The organism is Streptococcus sp. V913, from assembly GCF_054353455.1.
In genome coordinates, this window is sequence record NZ_JBTHHX010000001.1 from 353,069 (window position 1) to 369,076 (window position 16,008).

The window sequence follows — 16,008 nt, forward strand, 5'->3', positions numbered from 1 at the left end:
TGCTATTTCTATTATACAAAAAAATAAAGCGCTTGACTAGGTATTTTTAGAAAAAAAGCCTATTTTTTCATAGAAAATAGACTGTTTTCTGCAAAAATCTCCTGCTTTGCAAGTTTATCTTTAGGATAACCTAACAATAAAAATGGAAGCGATTAGATTTCCTCAATTTTTATTAAAAATACAGAATGTTAACAACTATTTCCTTAAAGCTTTGACAAGAAGGAAACCGAACATTCCTTCATACAAGGCAAAAAAAAGTAAAAAAGCATGGAGGAAGAAAGTCTCTGGCAAAATCCAAATAACGGGATCCTTTGCTGGATCAAAAAGCCAGGTATCGTCTCCCACAAAGAGAATCTGATGGAACAGAGTAAAAAATTGCTCAAAACCAATCAACACTCCCACAAGCCCAATGACTAGAGGCAATAGCACTAAAGTCAAGATACTTTTACGATATAGGGGCAAAAAGCCTTTTTTCACAATCTTTCTAACAAAGAAATAAAAATTTGGTAGCGTCACTAGGGCAACTAGCTGAACCAAGTGAAAGAGATTCTTCACCACCGCAAAGTGGTGTAAACCTGCAGCTGATGAGCGGAAATCAGGCATCTGCAAGACCTGATTAAAAGGATTGGTCAGGTAATTCATCAAGATATGAAAGTTGTACTGAATCGTTTCTGGCTTTAGATAGACTCGACCCGCTAAATTCAGCCACTTAATCTCCATGGGATAGAAAACCCATGCCAGATAAATAGTCAGTAGGATAGAAAGGGAGAGGAGAAAGAGCATACTTCCCCAAAAGGTTAGTTTAGTTTTCATCAAAATCCCACTCCGCTAGGCTAGAAAGCACATGAGTCGGGGCGATTGGCAAGTCCGCCACTTCTTCTGCTTTGGTGAAACCTGTCGTCACCAAGAGCGTTGGAATGCCATTGTCAATCCCTGCTCGAATGTCCGTCAGATAGTTGTCCCCGACCATGAGCAAGTCTTCTCGATTCAAGCCCAAGTGCTGAACTGCCTTGTCCATGATGATAGCATTTGGTTTCCCGATATAAACCGGTTTCACTCGTGTTGCTACTTCAAGAAGGGTAATTAGTGAACCAGCACCAGGCAAAAGACCACGTTCCGTCGGGATATTGAGGTCAGGGTTGGTTCCGATAAAGTGAGCCCCCTTTTGAATGGCTAGAGTCGCCGTCGCAAATTTTTCATAGTCGACTTGCCAGTCCAGTCCAACTACCACATAGGCTGGATTTTCCTTGTCTTCGACATAACCGGCTGCCTTGATGGCATCCTTGAGCCCCGCTTCTCCGATGACATAGACTGTCTTTTCCAGTCCCAAGTCGTTCATATAGTCGATGGTTGCCAGAGTTGCCGTGTAGACAGTTGATAGAGGCGTGTCGATATTAAAATTCTGAGCCAACATCTCTTGAACGCTCTCAGGAGTACGAGTTGTATTATTGGTTACAAAGAGATAGGGAATTTCTCGCTTTTGCAACTCATGCACAAAAGCCTCACCTTCCGGAATCCGGTCTTTCCCCTTGTAGATAGTCCCGTCTAAATCAATTAAATAACCTTTATAAGTCATATCGTCCTTTCTAATTCGCTTCAATTTCTTGCCAAGTAATCATAGCTTGGGCATTAATCTCGCTATCACTGATAATCTCATGCTTGCTTTCTAGTCCCTTGAGTTCATAAGTTGAAGCAATCATGCCACCTGGTCGCACTTCTTTTACATATTTGAGATTGATTTTCTTTGGAATATACTTGGTCAAAAAGTCTGCTCCCATGACCTCAAAAATCCAATCCAGGTATTTGCTATTATTGACATGACCATTCATATCCAAGTCGTAAAAACGAACATGGTAGTCTTTGCTGATCGGATCTTCTAGATTTGCATACTTTGGCCCACGGATGAGTTTTTTATCAAACTCAGACTGATAAGGAGCAACAATCTCCGGTTCAACAGCATGAACTTTACGACTATCTCTGTCCATAAGAACAAAGGTTGCTACCATGCGAATGATTTCTTGACCTGCTTCATCATAGATAGTGAAACGGCGGTAGCAAAAAAGACGATTGTAAGTCAATGCTTCTGTTTCAATCGTAATCTCTTCAGCAAAGCAAGGCAAGCGCACCACGTCAATCGCATAGTCTGTAATAATCCAGACCAGATTGTAACGTTCTAACATATCTCTGTCGCTAACTCCCAGCTCAATTGACTGCATACCTGATACTTGCAAGGACAGCAAAATCACATCTGGAAGTTTGATATGACCGTTCATGTCCGCCATATCAAAAGGAATTTTCATTTTCATTTGATAAGTTAAGCCCATTGTTCTACTCCAAAATAAATCGTTCTGCTACAGTGTCTCCCAAGAAGAGACCCCTCTTTGTCATTCGGACACGATCACCGTCGATCTGCATAAGACCTTGTTGAACCAAGTCTCTGATGATTTCGCCATAAAGTCCATCAAAGGACCGTCCGAATTTTTCCTCAAATCGTGTCATGGAAACCCCGGATTTCTTGCGGAGTCCCAGGAACATTTCTTCTTCCATCTGCTCCCTTTGATTCAGGTGTTCTTCTGTAATGCGAGCATTTCCTGCCTCTACCGCATTGAGATAGTGGCGGATAGGACCGTGGTTTTTATAACGAACTCCATCCACATAACCTGACGCACCCGCACCGATACCATAATATTCAGCATTGTCCCAGTACATGAGATTGTGGCGACTTTCAAAACCAGGCTTTGAGAAATTGGAAATCTCATAATGCTCAAAACCAGCTCGCTCCATCTCTGCGATGATGTACTCAAACATCTCAGCTTCTAACTCTTCCTTAGGCAGGGGCAATTTCCCACGTCGCATGCGGTTCATAAAGACCGTATGATTCTCCAAAATCAAGCTATAAAGACTCATATGAGGAATATCAAGCGAGATAGCCTTAGCTACATTGTCCTTGACCTGAACCATAGTTTGACCTGGAAGAGCATAGATTAGATCGATGGAGATATTGTCAAAACCAGCCAGTTTCAGGCGGTCGATATTTTCATAAATATCCTTCTCCAAATGACTACGCCCAATCTTTTTCAGCATTTTGTCATCAAAAGTCTGCACACCCAAGGAAACACGATTGACTGGCGACTGTTTCAAAACCGCAATCTTATCCGCGTCCAAGTCGCCTGGATTGGCTTCAATGGTCAACTCTTCCAAGACAGACAAGTCTAGATTTTTAGTCAAACCATCCAGAAGCACCTCTAATTGCGAAGCGGACAAAGCCGTTGGCGTCCCACCTCCAATGTAGAGAGTTCGTAACTTTTGGATATCATAAAAACGAAACTCCTCTAGCAAATGCTCCAGGTAACTATCTACTGGTTGATTCTTGATAAAGACCTTTGAAAAGTCACAATAATAACAAATCTGTGTGCAAAAGGGAATATGCACATAGGCGGACGTTGGTTTTTTCTGCATAGTACTTATTATACCACAAAGACAGGCTTGCAGATAAAAATCACCATCTCCAAAAACCAGAGATGGTGATGCATTATATTTCAGTAATATCAATGATAATTTCTTCTTGGCTTTCAGCGACGTCTGGAGTTGCTGACTGTTCTTGCTATTGCTCCTTGAGATTGTTAAAGGTTTCCTTTGACGCTTCTGTCGCTTGTCGAGCACAGTTTTTAGCTTGGTCAAGGACACTATCAAAAGTAATTTCACCAAATTCTACTTGTTCCTTTGTTTTCAGCACAAAGTCAGTTGCCTGTTCCTTCACTTCTGTTAGTTTTTCACAAACCTGCTCTCTAGCATATTCTGGATCTTCTCTCAAATCATCTAGAAAATCCTGAGCTTGACTACAAACTTGCTTACCCTTGTCACTTGTCAAAAACAAAGCAAGAGCCGCGCCTGAAACCGTACCTAAAAGGATAGAGGATAGTTTTCCCATAAGATTTCTCCTTTTTTATTTTTTGAAAAATTTACTTGCGACACGAAGAGCGGACAAGCCTGCACCTGTTTTAATGGTCTTTGAACCAGCAGATGAAGCTTTTTTGCCTAAGACACGTGCATGTTGGTTGAGGTCAGATACTGACTCAGACAAGTCCGCCACCGCCGTAAAGAGTGGATCAATAGTCGCAACTTTGTCGTTAATATCGTCTGCTAACACATTAACCTTAGCCAACAATTCATTAGTCTGATGCAAGGTAACGTCCACATCTGAGCTCAATATTTTGATGGTCTTCTCTGTCTCATCAATCATACGACCTGCTTTTTGAATCGTGATTGTCAAATAGACTAAACAGACAATCAAAGCAATCGCAACAAGTATATATGCAACTTCTAACATTTATTTTTCCTCCTCAGTATGATAGAAAGGGGCTTTCTTTCGATTTTGATAAAGTATGATAAAAATACCGAGTCCGATAAGAACAACTGATAACCACTGGGAAACTCGCAGACCAAAGAACATGAGACTATCCGTCCGCATGCCTTCGATAATCATACGACCAAAGCCATACCAAATCAAGTAGAATGCCGTAATATGACCACGTCTGATTCCCTTTAATTTTCGTCTAAAAATCAGAATCAAAGCAAATCCGATCAGATTCCAAACCGACTCATATAAGAAGGTCGGCTGACGGTAGCTGCCATCAATGTACATCTGGTCACGGATAAAGCCTGGCAAATAATCCAGACTATCTACTGCTGCACCGTAGGCTTCTTGGTTAAAGAAGTTCCCCCAGCGTCCTAAACTCTGGGCAACCATGACGCTCGGTGCTGCAATATCTAAGAAATCCCAAGTATTAATCAGCTTTCTATCTGCAAAGATATAAAGGACAATAGCGCCCGCTATCAAACCTCCATAAATGGCCAAACCACCATTCCAGATGGCAATGATTTCACCTGGATTTTGCAGGTAATAATCTAAGCGAAAGAGTACGTAGTATAGTCTAGCACCTAAAATCGCAACTGGAAAAGCAATCAGAATGAAATCCAAAATATCATCTGACAGGATTTTCTTTTTAGGAGCTTCCTTCATGGCAAGGTAGACTGCCAAAACCAAACCAGCCACAATACACAAAGCATACCAACGAATAGAAAAAGGACCGATTTCAAATGCGACTGGATTAATCATTTTTCACCTCATTTTGAGCGATCAGACTTGTCAAGCGTTCTTCAAATAAACGTGTCGCATCAAAGCCCATTTCCTTAGCACGGTAGTTCATGGCAGCCGCCTCAATGACAACAGAAATATTGCGTCCTGTTTTTACTGGGATGCGGATACGTGGAATGGCTACACCAGAAATCTCGATTTCTTCAGCATTATTTCCTAAGCGATCGAAGGTCTTATGCGTATCATAATTTTCCAAATAAACTGCTAGTTGAACTTGTGAAGAATCCTTAACTGCACTTGCTCCGTAGAGACTCATCACATCAATAATCCCCACTCCACGAATCTCAAGTAAATGCCTCAAAATTTCAGCTGGCTCTCCCCAAAGGGTCATTTCGTCTTTTGCAAAAATATCTACACGATCATCTGCCACCAAACGGTGTCCACGTTTCACAAGTTCCAGACCAGTTTCACTCTTACCGATACCGCTATCCCCTTGGATCAAGACACCCATGCCATAAATATCCATCAAGACACCATGAACACTGGTCCGTTCTGCCAAACGAGAATCCAAATAGCTAGATAATTCTCCTGACAGGCGACTAGTAGCTGTTCGACTGGTTAAAATCGCAATCTTACATTCCCTAGCAGCTTTCAACATTTCTTCCGGAACTACTAAACCACGCGCAACAATGACCACTGGCGTTTTCGGTTGAAACATCTTGGTCAACACCTTATAACGGTTGTGAGAAGACATAGCGACCAGATAAGACCATTCCTTCATTCCCAACAGTTGAAGTCGCTCCGGAGTATAGTAATCAAAATAGCCTGTCATTTCAAGACCTGGTCGAGAAATGTCCGCAGTATTGATTTCTTTTTCAAGTAAATCGCCTTCACCGTAAACAATGTCTAATCTGAGCTTTTCAATGACTTCTTTTACTAAAACCGACATAATTTCCTCCTTCAATCGAGTTCTCCCTACTATTATATCAAATTGTGGTAGGAAGTTTCCTTTTTTTGCAGGATTTACAGTATTTATTTGGAAAGAAAAAAGGCTAGACAAGTCTAGCCTTTCATTTCAAATTAGAATTTTTTACGTTTACGAGCTGCTTCTGATTTACGTTTACGTTTTACAGAAGGTTTTTCATAGAATTCACGTTTGCGTGTTTCTTGAAGAGTACCAGCTTTAGTAACCGCACGTTTGAAACGACGAAGTGCATCGTCAAGAGATTCATTCTTACGTACTACTGTTTTAGACATTTTTTTCACTCCCTTCAAGTTCAAGATCTATTCCATTTTACACACAAAGTGAATAATTGTCAAGAGAAAAGCGACCATAAACTTTTATTATTTTTACTTTCTTCTTTTGAAGATGAAATAAATCACTAAGATGCAGAGAATCAATCCTAAAACAGCTGGTTTTACAATCGATATGCCACTTCCTCCACTAAATAAAAGACTATGGGCAACCTTCAGAAACGCTCCAATTACTACCGTTGCTAATAATCCATACCAACGTCTACTCCATGTTAAGGATATAATCGCCGTAAAAAATGCTAGAATTGTTGCCAGAATGATAACTTTTTCAATACTCCATCCGCTCGTAAAATAAGTCTTCTCAAAATTCAAAAACTCAATTACTTTTACATCAACTATTTCCGGCTTTGGGAACCAGAACATACTAGTAAATAGGCAAAATATAGAAAAGAAAATCAGGCTATAGGATTTTTTATAAGCTCCCATTACAACTGGAATAATAAAGAGAGGGCGAATATACCAACTCAGAGTATTCTGGTGTCTAGTAAACGCCCACTCAAAAAAGCTCCTATCTGATAAAAAAACGACAATGATAGCAATCGTTAGAAACAAGAAAACAACCCCGCCTATTTTATCTAACGTTTTTATTTTCATAACTTTTCCCTTCTTGAATTCATAAAATTAATTCATCCATAGCAGATTCCCACCAAGTGAGTTATCAACTTCTAATCGTTTTATTGGTAAAATATTACTGTTCTTCCAACCACGCTTTTATTCTATTGTCAAGATATCTATTTGCTCATCGTTAACGATGATTGCTTGGCGGTTATGAAGTGGTAGCAATTCAAGCTGCTTTTTATAGGTTTCAAAGGTCTTTTTGCTACTATCAGTAAAAGGTTCCTCGCCATAATGTGGAAGGATATAAAAATCCACTTCATCCAATCCTGCTGTATCAGATAACTCTGTCGCTACCGTCTTATCGTCCATGAGTTTATTGTAGTCAATATCCTTGGCTGTAATGATAGCCCCTGCTGATTCTCCCACATAGACCAGTCCATCTCTTATTTGCTCTTTGATGAGAGATAGGAGTTGTTTTTTCTTTAATTCTTGCAATAAATAAAAGGTATTCCCGCCTGAGATATAAAGAATCTTGCTTTGGAAAATCTTTGCCTGAGCAGTTTCTCGATCACAAGAAGCAATATCCAGAACCTCTATCTCAAATCCTAAATCCCTGAATGTTTGCTGAGCCTCATCGATATAGGCAGTATAGTCCTCTTTGTTCCCAGCGGTAGGAATAAATAAAACCTTGTTTTCTAGATTCTTTTCCTTTGCATAATCGCTAAAAAGCTTTTTGACTCCAGCAAAGTATGAACATAAAAATAATTGTTTCATGATTGTACCTCCATTAGTTTTTAACAATTTTATAAAGGATCCATGATCCCTTTCTTTGACTAGTTACGAGCTCAAAGCCTACTGATAACAAAAATCGTCTAAATGCTTCTTCACTTTGGACCTCTGGTAAAAGTAAGACAACTTGTTATATTCACAAGCCAGTAAGAGCATCCCGTCTGATTTGAGTATTCTTCGAAGTTCCATAAAAGAAGCCTCTAAATCCTGCCAATGAAAATGAGTTTGAAAAGCTGTGATTAAATCAACACTTTCATCAGAAAAACCTGCCTCCCTAACATCTCTTCGTTCAAAATTTAGATTAGTCATCTCTATCTGTTTGGCTTGAGCTATTGCAGTATCTGAAATATCAATTCCAGTTATAGTACTTTACGGAAAAGTTTCTTTCAGTAGGATGGTTGAACGGCCATTCCCAACTCCTACATCTAAGATTGCAGGGTAAAATGTCCTATCCAGATGACGAATTGCCCATACAAACATGGGAAGGTAGGCTCTATTCCACAATTTCATCATTCGTTTTCCTAGAAATCCCGAGGGGTTCTTTGATTGCTGAATTAAGTGACTAAATAGTAACATTAAAAGTAAAAAAACAAATAAAACTGAATATATAAATCAAAATCGAGCCTCCTCGTATAGCTATATTATACCACTTTAGCAGGATAGTGAACATTTGAAGTAAAAAGCCACTCACTCCAAAGAGCAAGTGGTTCTTGTAATTTTACTTTTCAAGCAAGCTGAGCGCTTCAGAATCCGCAATAATAGTCACATCAGGGTGGTTTTGGAGGCTACTTGCTGGTAGACTTTCAGTTACTGGGCCTGATACTGTTCCAGCAATGGCTTCTGCTTTTGACTCACCATAAGCAAAGAGAATAATTGACTTGGCATCCAAGATATTTTTTATCCCCATTGAAATGGCTTGAGTTGGGACATCTTCAATCTTGTCAAAGAAGCGAGCATTGGCTTCGATAGTAGATTGATCAAGTTCTACTAGATGCGTTTGACTGTCAAATGGAGTGCCTGGTTCGTTAAAGCCAATATGTCCATTGCGACCGATTCCCAAGATTTGCAAATCAACTGGATGGTCAGCCAAAATTTGGTTGTAGCGTTCTACTTCAGCTTCAGCATTGTCCTTAATCCCACGAGGCAAGAAACTTTCTTTAAATGGTTTTTGGTTGAATAAGTGTTCTTGCATAAAGTGGCGGTAAGACTGAGGATTGTCTCCGTCAAGTCCTACATACTCATCAAGGTTTACACTGGTTAGATTTGAAAAATCAAGGTCACTCTCAACGATTTCCTTGTAAAACTCAAGTGGACTGCTCCCTGTCGCAAGTCCTAATGTTTGAGCACCATTGGCCAATTTTTCCTTCAAAATCTCAAAAGCAACTTTTCCACCTTCAACTTGATTTTCAACTTTAATAACTTTCATCTTTTCATCCTCCGTTTTAATCTATATTCATTATATGGTATAGACCAATTTTTGTCAAGTGAAAACGATTTAATTTCTAAAAAAAGAGCACCCAAACTTTAAACGTGTTATAATGGATAGGATTAGAACTTAGAAAGAATGATGAAAAAATGAATACAGCTGATTTTGATTTCTACTTACCAGAGGAATTAATTGCCCAAACGCCACTTGAAAAACGGGATGCGTCTAAACTCCTTATCGTTAATCGTGAGACGGGAGAAATGCAGGATAAACACTTCCACTCTATTATTGATATGCTGGAACCTGGTGATGCTCTTGTCATGAATGACACCCGTGTTCTCCCTGCCCGCCTCTATGGTCAAAAGGAAGAAACTGGAGGCCATGTGGAGCTTCTCCTACTCAAAAATACCAGTGGAGATGAGTGGGAGGTTCTCGCCAAACCTGCCAAACGCCTCAAGGTCGGAACTCGTGTCAACTTTGGTGATGGTCGCCTCAGCGCTGTCATCACGGAAGAATTGACCCACGGGGGCCGCATTGTCCGCTTTGAATACCAAGGAATTTTTCTAGAAGTCTTGGAAAGTCTCGGTGAAATGCCACTACCGCCCTACATCCACGAAAAACTAGATGACCGTGAACGCTATCAAACGGTCTACGCTAAAGAAAGTGGCTCTGCTGCTGCACCAACTGCTGGCCTCCACTTCACCAAAGAACTGCTAGCAGAAATCCAAGCCAAGGGTGTCCATTTGGTTTATTTGACTCTCCACGTTGGTTTAGGAACTTTTAGACCTGTTTCTGTGGACAATCTGGACGAACACGAAATGCACTCCGAATTCTACCAACTTTCTGAGGAAGCAGCTGCCACCCTTCGCTCTGTTAAGGAAGATGGAGGCCGTATCATCGCTGTCGGAACCACCTCTATCCGCACGTTAGAGACTATTGGTTCCAAGTTTGATGGGCAAATCCAGGCTGATTCTGGCTGGACCAATATCTTTATCAAACCTGGTTACGAATGGAAGGTTGTGGATGCCTTTTCAACCAACTTCCATCTGCCAAAATCAACTCTCGTCATGTTGGTTTCTGCCTTTGCAGGCCGTGAATTAGTCTTAGATGCATACCAGCACGCTATTCAAGAACGCTACCGTTTTTTCAGTTTCGGTGATGCCATGTTTATCTATTAATTTTCATAATCAAAAAACGCATAGAATCAGATTTGATCCTATGCGTTTTGTAATGGATAACTTTATTAGTTAATTTATTGTAAAGGTTGGATCTTTCAAGCTCTGAACACTGGCATTGATAACTGCTCCGATAATCAAAATCTTTGCAATGAGAATAAACCAGAACATCATAACCACCACGATGATGGAACTGAAAAATCGGACATCCACTAGGTGATTGACATAGTTATTAAAATAGACAGAAAAGATATTCAATAAAAAGATAAGAGTTAGCAAGACAAAGACACTTCCTGGTAAAACATAGCGGATTCGTGGTGTTTTTACTTTTGGAAGGAAATAGTAAATCATGACTAGAATGGCAAAGATCAAGGCATAGACTAGAGGGCCTGTAAAATCTTGCAGGTAAGAGAATAGCGGACTGTCTGATTGCCAGTAAGTTTTGAGGAGGTTGAGCAACATACGACCAAACATACTCAAAAACAAGGCTAGGGCAAAAAGAATCTGCAAGCCGAGGCTAACAAGCAAACTCATCAACTGATGGGAGATAATCCCTCGACTTTTGGTCACCCCATAGGCTTTGTTAAAAGCTTTTTGGAGGAAATCCATTGATTTTGAAAAGGTCCAGAGTGCAGATAAAACGGCAAAACTCAGCAAACCAGTCGATGGTTGAGTCAGAACTTCTCGGACAATCTTAGCGATCACATCATACACCGTATCAGGTAAAAATTCCTTGATCGTAAGTAAGAAATTTGAGACCGGAATCTGAAAATAAGGCAAGATATTGACTATTATCATGATCAAAGGAAAGATTGAAATCAACCAATAATAAGCAACTGCGACACTGGTCAACTCGCTATCAGATGCTTGATAATAATGCAAAAAAGCTTTCAATAATGGCCTGTCCATCAACTCTTTCCACCACTTTTTCATATCCCATCCTCCGTCATTTTCTTCATCATCTAAGTTCTTCTGATTAAATCTACCATATCATAAGGCAAGGTATTTGCGGCCTCTTTCAGAGAATAATTCTCTAAATTATTCACATTTTGGCGTAGTTTTTTAGCATACTTGGCTGTCATCAGTTTAGCTTCTTCGTATTCAAAGATTGCCTTACGTTCGAGATAGTAGCCTCGTAGCATTTCATCGATATTGTTTGGCTTGATGCGATTGATAACCCGCTCAACAAAGGCACCACTTCCGATAATGGCCGTCTCGCGTAGACGAGACTCTTGCATAAAGCTAATCAGAGAACTCTTGTAAACGCCTTTGAGGTTTTCCAAACTCTCGATAATCAGCTCTGTATTTTCCAAATACAACTCTGAAATCTGATCATAGTCAACTGCTAGTAGTTTACGAGATTCTTCATTCATCCAACTACGGAAAGTTTTGCCAAAGGTAAACATTTCATGGAGTAGAAAGCGCAGTATCCGTAAGGAAACTAGAAAATAATAAGTCACTCTAGAAGCGAAATTCCGATTGATACTCTGCTCCATGTTTTTTAGGTAACGTTGGTAAACTCGATAGCCACGCTCACTGATTCTATTTTCTTCATAGGCTTGCTCCAAACCATCACTCTCAATACTCAAGATAAGAAGTTTGAGGGACTCCCAGTCCTCTTGGACTCTCTTATTTTCCAGACTAAGGATGAGGTTTTCAACCCGACCATGATAGTTATCAATAGCTGCATAAAGAGGAAGTTTGTTCTTGTGATGGTCCAGCTCTTTTTCTAATTCTGCAGCTACATCATTCAGAATCGCAATATGCATCAAATGATCCTTGCTTTCCTCTTGTTCCTCAGATAAGTGAGGGAGAACCAGTAAACCCGTTAAAAAGCTCAATAGTGTAACGCCTGCTACAAGGAAGAGTAACAGAGGATATTCCTGCTCCAAATGACTTGGTATGAGGAGAATGGTCGCGATAGATACTGTCCCTTTGACACCAGAGAAGGTCAAAAGAAGCATATCTTTCATGTACTTATGAATTTTTTTCTTAAGTCGACGCGTTCTCACAAAGTAAAAACCAGCAATCATGACAAAGCGGATCGCAAAAAGCAAGAAGGTCAGAACGACAACTGAAATCAGCAAAAGAAGGGGATTGTAGAGCGAATTAGACAAAATCGGCTCCACTATCAATTCTAACTCCATTCCCAAGAGAACAAAGACTGATCCATTTAGCATAAAGGTCACGGTGTGCCAGACGGTCTCCGTCACGGTGTCAACTTGAGCCTCAAGGAGCGTAATCTTCTTAAAGCGACTAGCCTTCAAAATACCTGCTACCACTACTGCGATAATCCCTGAAACATGGATTTCTTCAGCTATAAAGAAAGTCATAAGAGGTAAACTTAGCTCTAGCAAGAGTTCACTGGCTATATCTATTGCTCGCACACTCAGTAAAAAGCTATGCAAGAAACGATTGACCATAGCCGTCACAAAACCGACTACAAAACCACCAAGAATAGAAAGTGCTAGGGAAGTTCCTGCTTGGCTGAGAGAAAAAGTTCCTGTTGTCCAAGCAGCCAGAGCCATCTGAAAGGCAACCAAACCAGAAGCGTCATTTAAGAGCCCCTCCCCTTTTAGGATATTGGAAACCCGTTTAGGAAAACGAAAACGTTCAGAAAGAGACGCAAAGGCAACCAAATCTGTTGGCCCAAGTGCCGCTCCAACTGCCAAACAGGCAGCTAACGGAAGAGTCATCCAAAGGAAGTGAGCCATGCCCCCTAAGCTTAAGGTCGATATAAAAATCACAGGAAAAATCAGAAAGACGACAATCCGCCAGTGCTTCAAAATGGACGTAATATCTGCTTCTTCTGCCTCCCGGAAAAGTAAGGGACCAATAACCATGGCTAGAAACAGCTCTGTATTGAGATGAAAGTCCGCATCGGGAACAAATAAGCCAATCCCAATCCCCAAAAGGATTTGCACAAGAGGAAGGGGTAAAAATGGGAGAAGTTTATTGGTCGTAGTTGAAATGATTAAGACAAATAAAAATAAAATCAAGTAAATGAGTAATTCCACACAATTCCTCCTTAATCTTTTTTACAACAAGATTCAAAAATCTCCTTTTGCTCCTGGATTTTCTGATCAATCTTAGAACAGTCTTTGTGCTCAATTTTTTTCTGGCATCGTTCCATTTCAAGAGCCACTAATTTTTTCTTGATTTTAAGCATTTTCTTACTCATATGTGCTTCGTCGAGCACCCCGACTGCTCGCTCGTGATGCGTTGACTCGACAAAATTTTGGCGCATGGCCTCTAATTTCTCACGAAGGTATTGTTTATCCATGTCTATACCTTTCTAATTTTTCAATCATAACTAAAAACGGTGGATTGTTAACTTGGTTGAGTGTCCGGTAAATGGTAGCTGTATACTCTTGTTGGTTCAACTGGCTAACAAAATCCAATACAGCATCCCTCTCGGTATCTCCTCCTTCATGACCATAGTAGACCATGATGGCAATCCGTCCTCCTTTGACAAGCAAATGACACAGCTTTTCTAAAGCTTCGATAGTAGTCTGAGGTTGGGTGATGACGGATTTATCAGCCGACGGCAGATAGCCCAGATTAAAAATCCCTGCCTTAGCTTCTGTCACAAACTGGTCTAGCGTTTCATGGCCTTGCAAGATTAACTGGGCATTTGTCATTCCAGCCTGATCCAAACGCTCTTGGGTTTTCTCCAAAGCCTGCTCCTGGATATCAAAGGCGTAGACTTGCTTGGCTAGCTTGGTTAAAAAAAGGGTATCATGGCCATTGCCCATGGTCGCATCCACTACGATATCCTCTTTTGTCACAACTTCAGCCAAAAAATCATGTGCCATCTCAAGTGGTCTTTTCATTTTTAAACTCCTGTTTTACAGCCTTGCATCCTTGCACACTTCCACGACGGCGCATCTCAGTTTCAATAGCATTTAGCACTTCCCATTTTTTGAGGCTCCACATGGGACCAATCAGCATATCTCTAGGTGCATCTCCTGTAATCCGATGGATGACGATATGCTTGGGAATAATTTCCAGTTGGTCACAGATGACCTTGACATACTCGTCCTGACTCATCAGTTGCAAGCGTCCTTCGTGGTAATCTCGTTGCATACGAGTATTTGTCATGAGGTGAAGCAAGTGCAGCTTAATCCCTTGAATATCGTTATCCGTTACGCAGCGGCGGACATTTTCGACCATCATCTCATGAGTCTCACCGGGCAAACCATTGATCAAATGGGAAACAATCTCAATCTTGGGATATTTCCTCAAGCGTTTTACTGTTTCAACATACAATTCATAGGAATGAGCACGGTTAATCAGGTCAGAGGTTGCTTCAAAGGTGGTCTGTAAGCCCAATTCTACCGTCACATGCATGCGTTCCGATAACTCAGCCAAATATTCGATGGTTTCATCTGGCAGACAGTCTGGCCGCGTTCCAATATTGATTCCTACTACACCTGGCTCGTTGATAGCCTGCTCATAGCGTTCCCGAATCACTTCCACCTTTTCATGGGTGTTGGTAAAGTTTTGAAAATAAACCAGATACTTTTTAACATCTGGCCATTTGCGATGCATAAAGTCAATTTCCTTATAAAATTGCTCGCGGATAGGAGCATCCGGTGCTACGATAGCATCTCCAGAACCTGAAACTGTACAAAAAGTACAGCCCCCATGAGCCACAGTTCCATCCCGATTGGGACAGTCAAATCCCGCATCAATAGGAACTTTGAAAGTCTTTTCTCCAAAAAGTTTTCGATAATAATCATTCAAGGTATTATAAGATTTCATAACTTTCATTATAGCAAAAAACACCCACAATCTCAAAAGCCTGACTTTCCAACAAATTCCCTTGTTTCTCATTTCCTTTAGCTTTTTTTTATGATACAATATGGGTATGATTTTAATGAAAATAGCATCTATTTTATTATTGATATTAACCTTGGTGGTTTGCTTTATTGTCACCAAGCTTTTCGGACTTAGGAAAATAGGATTTAATTTCGCGGATCTAGCTTTTCCACTTTTGGTATTTGAGTACTATCTTATTACTGCTAAAGCCTTTACCCACAACTTTCTACCGCGACTTGGTGTCGCACTTTCTCTCCTAGCAATCCTCCTTGTAATCTTTTTCCTTGTCAAAAAACGAAGTTTTTATTACCCTAAATTCATCAAATTCTTCTGGAGAGCCGGTTTTCTCCTTACCTTAATCATCTATATAGCAATGATTGTCGAATTGATGATGGTAAAATGATCACTAACCCTGTATTTAATTACCGGGTTTTTCTTTTACTCCTTTACCTAAAAAGACCAGAGGTGTACTGACCCCAAAAAGTTAGACAAATAATTTATCCAAAGGATTTAGTTCTGTATTGCACGGGACTAAGTCCTTTTAGTTTTGTCTTAATTCGTTTGTTGTTGTAATAATCAATATAGTCTACAGTGGCTTGTTCCAATTGCTTAAGCGACTGAAACGACTCCTCATAACCATAAAACATCTCCGATTTCAAGATGCCAAAGAAGGACTCCATCATTCCATTACCTGGACTGTTTCCCATTCGTAACATAGATGCTTGAATGTTCTTATTCTCTAGGAACCGATGATAAGAATCGTGTTGGTATTGCCAGCCTTACTCACTTAGAGTGAATTTCCTCAATCCAGTCATTACAATGCTCAA

At 40.3% G+C, this 16,008-nt stretch carries 18 protein-coding genes and 3 pseudogenes; 2 read left to right on the top strand and 19 right to left on the bottom strand.

What is annotated here, in order from left to right:
- Positions 1 to 195: 195 nt before the first annotated feature.
- The 13 genes and pseudogenes from ACXYSL_RS01740 to ACXYSL_RS01800 all read right to left on the bottom strand — a co-directional run bounded on the left by ACXYSL_RS01740 (position 196) and on the right by ACXYSL_RS01800 (position 9,185).
- Positions 196 to 813, bottom strand: coding sequence for a TIGR01906 family membrane protein (locus ACXYSL_RS01740; RefSeq protein WP_458623799.1), 618 nt, complete (start codon positions 811 to 813; stop codon positions 196 to 198).
- Positions 803 to 1,576 carry a TIGR01457 family HAD-type hydrolase gene (locus ACXYSL_RS01745; RefSeq protein WP_096421951.1) on the bottom strand — a complete coding sequence of 258 codons (774 nt, stop codon included), beginning with the start codon at positions 1,574 to 1,576 and terminating at the stop codon, positions 803 to 805. Before ACXYSL_RS01745 ends, ACXYSL_RS01740 begins: the two co-directional genes overlap by 11 nt.
- Before the next feature lie 10 nt (positions 1,577 to 1,586).
- A complete protein-coding gene (locus tag ACXYSL_RS01750) occupies positions 1,587 to 2,324 on the bottom strand; it encodes an acyl-[acyl-carrier-protein] thioesterase (protein ID WP_096421949.1) in 738 nt (245 codons plus the stop codon).
- Between the two features lie 4 nt (positions 2,325 to 2,328).
- Complete coding sequence (gene hemW, locus ACXYSL_RS01755) at positions 2,329 to 3,459, bottom strand: radical SAM family heme chaperone HemW (RefSeq protein ID WP_458623800.1); 1,131 nt, start codon at positions 3,457 to 3,459, stop codon at positions 2,329 to 2,331.
- A 73-nt stretch (positions 3,460 to 3,532) separates the two neighbouring features.
- A pseudogene (locus tag ACXYSL_RS01760) lies at positions 3,533 to 3,931 on the bottom strand (YtxH domain-containing protein).
- 15 nt (positions 3,932 to 3,946) lie between these two features.
- A complete protein-coding gene (locus ACXYSL_RS01765) occupies positions 3,947 to 4,330 on the bottom strand; it encodes a DUF948 domain-containing protein (protein ID WP_096421947.1) in 384 nt (127 codons plus the stop codon).
- Positions 4,331 to 5,119 carry a prolipoprotein diacylglyceryl transferase gene (gene lgt / locus ACXYSL_RS01770; RefSeq protein ID WP_045617417.1) on the bottom strand — a complete coding sequence of 263 codons (789 nt, stop codon included), beginning with the start codon at positions 5,117 to 5,119 and terminating at the stop codon, positions 4,331 to 4,333.
- The gene (gene hprK / locus ACXYSL_RS01775; protein WP_458623801.1) at positions 5,112 to 6,047 is read right to left on the bottom strand and encodes an HPr(Ser) kinase/phosphatase; all 936 of its coding nucleotides are present in this window, start codon (positions 6,045 to 6,047) and stop codon (positions 5,112 to 5,114) included. The genes lgt and hprK overlap by 8 nt, the downstream gene beginning before the upstream one ends.
- A gap of 131 nt (positions 6,048 to 6,178) precedes the next feature.
- Positions 6,179 to 6,355: a 30S ribosomal protein S21 gene (rpsU, locus tag ACXYSL_RS01780; protein ID WP_000048054.1), complete on the bottom strand. Its 177-nt coding sequence runs from the start codon at positions 6,353 to 6,355 to the stop codon at positions 6,179 to 6,181.
- 93 nt (positions 6,356 to 6,448) lie between these two features.
- A complete protein-coding gene (locus ACXYSL_RS01785; RefSeq protein WP_458623802.1) occupies positions 6,449 to 7,006 on the bottom strand; it encodes a hypothetical protein in 558 nt (185 codons plus the stop codon).
- 117 nt (positions 7,007 to 7,123) lie between these two features.
- Positions 7,124 to 7,744, bottom strand: coding sequence for a Type 1 glutamine amidotransferase-like domain-containing protein (locus tag ACXYSL_RS01790; RefSeq protein ID WP_458623803.1), 621 nt, complete (start codon positions 7,742 to 7,744; stop codon positions 7,124 to 7,126).
- Positions 7,745 to 7,757: 13 nt separating this feature from the next.
- Positions 7,758 to 8,272: pseudogene (locus ACXYSL_RS01795) on the bottom strand (class I SAM-dependent methyltransferase).
- Between the two features lie 205 nt (positions 8,273 to 8,477).
- Complete coding sequence (locus ACXYSL_RS01800; RefSeq protein ID WP_458623804.1) at positions 8,478 to 9,185, bottom strand: glucosamine-6-phosphate deaminase; 708 nt, start codon at positions 9,183 to 9,185, stop codon at positions 8,478 to 8,480.
- A gap of 149 nt (positions 9,186 to 9,334) precedes the next feature.
- Between ACXYSL_RS01800 and queA the strand changes: the two genes are divergently transcribed.
- Positions 9,335 to 10,363 (top strand): tRNA preQ1(34) S-adenosylmethionine ribosyltransferase-isomerase QueA, encoded by a 1,029-nt coding sequence (gene queA / locus ACXYSL_RS01805; RefSeq protein WP_458623805.1) that lies wholly within the window; start codon positions 9,335 to 9,337, stop codon positions 10,361 to 10,363.
- A gap of 69 nt (positions 10,364 to 10,432) precedes the next feature.
- Here the strand turns inward: queA and ACXYSL_RS01810 are convergent, their stop codons facing one another.
- The 5 genes from ACXYSL_RS01810 to ACXYSL_RS01830 are packed head-to-tail and all read right to left on the bottom strand — an operon-like array spanning position 10,433 to position 15,133.
- Complete coding sequence (locus ACXYSL_RS01810; protein WP_458623806.1) at positions 10,433 to 11,293, bottom strand: YihY/virulence factor BrkB family protein; 861 nt, start codon at positions 11,291 to 11,293, stop codon at positions 10,433 to 10,435.
- A 29-nt stretch (positions 11,294 to 11,322) separates the two neighbouring features.
- Positions 11,323 to 13,377 carry a cation:proton antiporter gene (locus tag ACXYSL_RS01815; protein WP_458623807.1) on the bottom strand — a complete coding sequence of 685 codons (2,055 nt, stop codon included), beginning with the start codon at positions 13,375 to 13,377 and terminating at the stop codon, positions 11,323 to 11,325.
- 11 nt (positions 13,378 to 13,388) lie between these two features.
- Positions 13,389 to 13,643 carry a hypothetical protein gene (locus tag ACXYSL_RS01820; RefSeq protein WP_000361094.1) on the bottom strand — a complete coding sequence of 85 codons (255 nt, stop codon included), beginning with the start codon at positions 13,641 to 13,643 and terminating at the stop codon, positions 13,389 to 13,391.
- Positions 13,636 to 14,193 (bottom strand): tRNA (mnm(5)s(2)U34)-methyltransferase, encoded by a 558-nt coding sequence (locus tag ACXYSL_RS01825; RefSeq protein ID WP_458623808.1) that lies wholly within the window; start codon positions 14,191 to 14,193, stop codon positions 13,636 to 13,638. Before ACXYSL_RS01825 ends, ACXYSL_RS01820 begins: the two co-directional genes overlap by 8 nt.
- Positions 14,177 to 15,133: a TIGR01212 family radical SAM protein gene (locus ACXYSL_RS01830; protein ID WP_084911461.1), complete on the bottom strand. Its 957-nt coding sequence runs from the start codon at positions 15,131 to 15,133 to the stop codon at positions 14,177 to 14,179. Before ACXYSL_RS01830 ends, ACXYSL_RS01825 begins: the two co-directional genes overlap by 17 nt.
- Positions 15,134 to 15,224: 91 nt before the next feature.
- On the opposite strand from ACXYSL_RS01830, the gene ACXYSL_RS01835 reads away from it, so the two are divergent.
- Positions 15,225 to 15,584 (top strand): DUF3397 domain-containing protein, encoded by a 360-nt coding sequence (locus ACXYSL_RS01835; protein ID WP_033585581.1) that lies wholly within the window; start codon positions 15,225 to 15,227, stop codon positions 15,582 to 15,584.
- A 94-nt stretch (positions 15,585 to 15,678) separates the two neighbouring features.
- Here the strand turns inward: ACXYSL_RS01835 and ACXYSL_RS01840 are convergent.
- Positions 15,679 to 15,960 (bottom strand): annotated as a pseudogene (locus ACXYSL_RS01840) (transposase); the annotation flags it as partial.
- Positions 15,961 to 16,008 lie beyond the last annotated feature (48 nt).